Origin of the sequence: Desulfatitalea alkaliphila, assembly GCF_022968795.1 — a bacterium.
Lineage (GTDB): Bacteria > Desulfobacterota > Desulfobacteria > Desulfobacterales > Desulfosarcinaceae > Desulfatitalea > Desulfatitalea alkaliphila.
In genome coordinates, this window is sequence record NZ_JALJRB010000057.1 from 1 (window position 1) to 3,237 (window position 3,237).

Consider the following 3,237-nt stretch of genomic DNA (forward strand, 5'->3'; position numbering starts at 1 on the left):
TTTTCGTTAATGTGCTACTCCATGACACCTGCAGGGGCTTGGCTACCGTGCCAAGTAGTGTCGTTTCAGGTGCTCCACGGCCTCGACAAAGCTGCATTTTCCCGCTGCCATGACCATATCGATGGGGTTGAAGTTTTTCCGGCATTCAAAGCATCTGGCCAAGTTGGTTGTGGGGTTGGTGGCAGTATGCAAGCTGCCGCAGCAAGGGCAGCGGAACCGCAGCCAACCGCCGCGATTGTACGTTTCGAGTTTCAACACCTGCACAATCAGATTGCCGATGGGGATCCGGTTGCGCAAGGTGCGCAGCAAGGCCGATGGATAGTAGCAGGTCATCAGGAGTGCCGTCCGATAGGAGCGACAACCGCCCTTGATCCAATACACAAGAGCAAGGGCGGGCCGGGTATTAGAACACTTCCGTTGACGCCGTACGCACATGATCGGCGGTCACTGTCATTGACTTTTGTTTGGCCGCGACGATGACCGCGCCGCGGGCCAGGTGGTTTGCTTTTCGGAACAGCCCGCCGGAGCCTTGCTGGATGGCGGTGACCGCCGCAGAATCGAAGATGTCGTGGTTGAGCCCGCAGATTTTCAGATGATGCAACAGGTACTCGTGCATCCCGGTGCGCGAGACCCCTTCCAGATGGCTGCGGGCCACGATCCGTGAGGCCAGCGGCAGCGAAGAGCGATACACCAGACTGTCGATAAGATTGCTCTGACCGGCCAGCACGACGGGAAGATGGGGCTTGGAGTCCTTCTCGAACTGGCTCAACGTGTGCAGTTCGGCGAACACCTCCAGGCGCAGCAACGAGGCCTCGTCGATGACCAGCACCAGCTTGAGTTTTTTACCGTGCAGCAGCTCGTTGAGCTCGTTTCTGATGCGCTGGCGCATGATGGCCTTGGAGCTGCCGGACATGGACGCGCCCAGCGCATGCAACAGTTGGCGATACAGCTCGAGGATCGAGCCGGTGGTGGCAACCACGTACAAGCTGCGGTACTCGGAAGGGTGCAGCATCTCGGTCACATAGCGCAAGGCCGTGGATTTGCCACTGCCGATCTCGCCGGTGATAAGCGCCGTGGCACCGATGCCCATCGCATAGCGCACCCTTTCGACAACCCCTTGCAGGGCCGGGGTCACCAGGATGTCCTGCACGTCGATATCGGCGGCGAACGGCTCGCGCTGCATCTCGAAAAAGGTGCGATACATACAACGCCTCCTTGTCAGAAAATGCCGCCGCTTTTGTGCCCGGGGCTCTGATCGCCGGTGATTTGCGCCCGGCTGTTCTTATCGCGGGTGATGCGGCAATTGGCCGCAAGGTTGACCGTTTGCAGATAGCCGTAGCTGTTTTGTCCCAGGCGCACCTCCACTTTTGAGGGCCGCTGCGGATGATAGAGCAGATCCACCCGCAAGCCGATCAGGGCCACCGGGGCTTCGAACAGCTGCCCGTTCAAGGTCACGGTACGGTCCTTGGCCACGCGCCGGCGGGCGATGCAGCGAAAATGCTCACTTAAATTGTCCGGGGCCGCGCGAATGCACTGCATCCGGGCCGTGAAGCGCTCGGCCGGGCTGGTGCCGATGGCCGTATGCAGCTTGCTGTGGTACTCGGTGCGCAGCCAGAGGCCAAACTGCTCATTGAGCGCATCAAGGCACGGACGGCCGCTGACCGTGGGCAAAAACTGCTGGCGCACACGGCGAAAGAAGCGCTCGATTTTACCCTTGCCCTGAGGCTGGTACGGCCGGGCATGCACCAGGGCAATGCCCAGCGAGGCCGTGACATGTTCAAGGTGCCGGGAGCGATACGCCGCCCCGTTGTCCACGTACAGCTTGCGCGGAAGGCCGCGCTTCAGCAGCGCCTTTTCCAGGGCGTCCAAAAAGTCCTGCAACCGCTCGGACAGGTAAAACCGCGCATGCGGCACCAGGCGCGAATGATCGTCGATAAACGCGATCAGGTAGCTTTTTTTCTGCCGCGGTTCGCTGTCCACCAGCGGCCCGTGCATCACATCGCTTTGCCAAAGATCGTTGGGCAGCTCGGCTTCAAATTTGCGCCGATCGGGATGAACACTCTGAGGCTTCATCAAGCCGTGGTTGTGCAAAAACCGATAGACCGTGGTCGCGGCCAAGCGGGTGCCGGGCTTTACCAGGCAGCGCTGCCCCATGGTCTTGATCAGCACGGGCACCGTGGCCGCGGGCATCGATTGACGCAGCACCATCAGATTGCGCCCCGTCTGCTCATCGATGGCACGGCTTTTTCGCCGATCCTGTCGGTCCTTGGGATACAACGACTCGAGCCGCCTGCCGCCGTCCTTGTAGCGTTTTACCCAGCTTAAGATCGTGGTGCGGCTGATGCGGCTGCGCCCCGAGAAGGGAATGGACCACTTGCGGGCGCACTTTTGCGCCAGCAGCCGTTGCTGCTCGCCGTGGTCGAGCACCGCGGTGCCCACAAATTCATGGATCACACTGAAACGAAAGACGGCCACTTGCTTTTTTTGATCTTCGGTCATCGCATGTCCTCCTTTGGCTGTTTTCGCCCCTGATATCCCATCGGCCGACAGGATATAAGCGAAGCCTTCGGTAGGTTCATGCACGACCGGTTCGTCCACCGCGCAAAAACGACCGGCTCACCGGCACAACCCCCATCCGGCGCAACCGATCAAAGGCCGCCACCGGCCGCTGCAACCAAGCCAGGCCCAGATGCACCAACACCTGGCGCTTCAAGGCCGACAGCCAGTGCCGCCCCCGCGCCGCGCAGCCGGCCGGCCACCGGCCCGTGCCCACCCTTTGCTCCAATGCGGCCCGGATCGTGCCGATAGCAGTTTGAAAGCGGGCAAAATAACCCTTGGGACGCAACTTGATCACGCAGCCGCAGCCGGGACACACATACCTGCGCAGCGCCAGGGCCCGGGCAAACCCCTGAAAATAGCCGTCCACATAACCGTGGCCCCACAGATGGCTTTGCCGACAGCCGGGGCAAAGCGCCGGCTTGCGCCAACGGTATTTTTTCCCCAAAACGCTCAGCCGCTTGAGATTTACAGCAACAAACAGTATCATGGGATTACTTCTGTTTGGGGGGCTTGACGCCCCCGGTTATAGCCAGCCGGGTCCGCGAAACCCGGCTGGCCTTTTCCAATAAAAAAGGCCCCTTGCCAAAGAGGCCCTTTAATTCGATAATCCTTGCCGGTTTGTCAAATCATTCTGAAAATCGAGGCGGGGTATTGCTGATTATAAAGTGGGTTTCAACA

4 protein-coding genes are annotated in these 3,237 nt (G+C 60.1%); all 4 read right to left on the minus strand.

Going from position 1 to position 3,237, the window contains the following annotated elements:
* Positions 1–42: 42 nt before the first annotated feature.
* The 4 genes from MRX98_RS21535 to MRX98_RS21550 all read right to left on the minus strand — a co-directional run bounded on the left by MRX98_RS21535 (position 43) and on the right by MRX98_RS21550 (position 3,046).
* Positions 43–333 carry a CHC2 zinc finger domain-containing protein gene (locus MRX98_RS21535; RefSeq protein WP_246915147.1) on the minus strand — a complete coding sequence of 97 codons (291 nt, stop codon included), beginning with the start codon at positions 331–333 and terminating at the stop codon, positions 43–45.
* A 70-nt stretch (positions 334–403) separates the two neighbouring features.
* On the minus strand, positions 404–1,204 hold the full coding sequence (locus MRX98_RS21540) for an ExeA family protein (RefSeq protein WP_246915150.1): 801 nt from the start codon (positions 1,202–1,204) through the stop codon (positions 404–406).
* A gap of 14 nt (positions 1,205–1,218) precedes the next feature.
* Entirely contained in the window at positions 1,219–2,499 is a 1,281-nt protein-coding gene (locus MRX98_RS21545; RefSeq protein ID WP_246915153.1) for a DDE-type integrase/transposase/recombinase, read from the minus strand.
* A 76-nt stretch (positions 2,500–2,575) separates the two neighbouring features.
* Positions 2,576–3,046 (minus strand): hypothetical protein, encoded by a 471-nt coding sequence (locus MRX98_RS21550; protein ID WP_246915156.1) that lies wholly within the window; start codon positions 3,044–3,046, stop codon positions 2,576–2,578.
* Positions 3,047–3,237: the final 191 nt, after the last annotated feature.

What these genes read in the sequence shown, in the direction of transcription:
- MRX98_RS21535 (WP_246915147.1), bottom strand. Translation starts at nt 333, where the DNA reads ATGACCTGCTACTATCCATCGGCCTTGCTGCGCACCTTGCGCAACCGG.
- MRX98_RS21540 (WP_246915150.1), bottom strand. Translation starts at nt 1,204, where the DNA reads ATGTATCGCACCTTTTTCGAGATGCAGCGCGAGCCGTTCGCCGCCGAT.
- MRX98_RS21545 (WP_246915153.1), bottom strand. Translation starts at nt 2,499, where the DNA reads ATGACCGAAGATCAAAAAAAGCAAGTGGCCGTCTTTCGTTTCAGTGTG.
- MRX98_RS21550 (WP_246915156.1), bottom strand. Translation starts at nt 3,046, where the DNA reads ATGATACTGTTTGTTGCTGTAAATCTCAAGCGGCTGAGCGTTTTGGGG.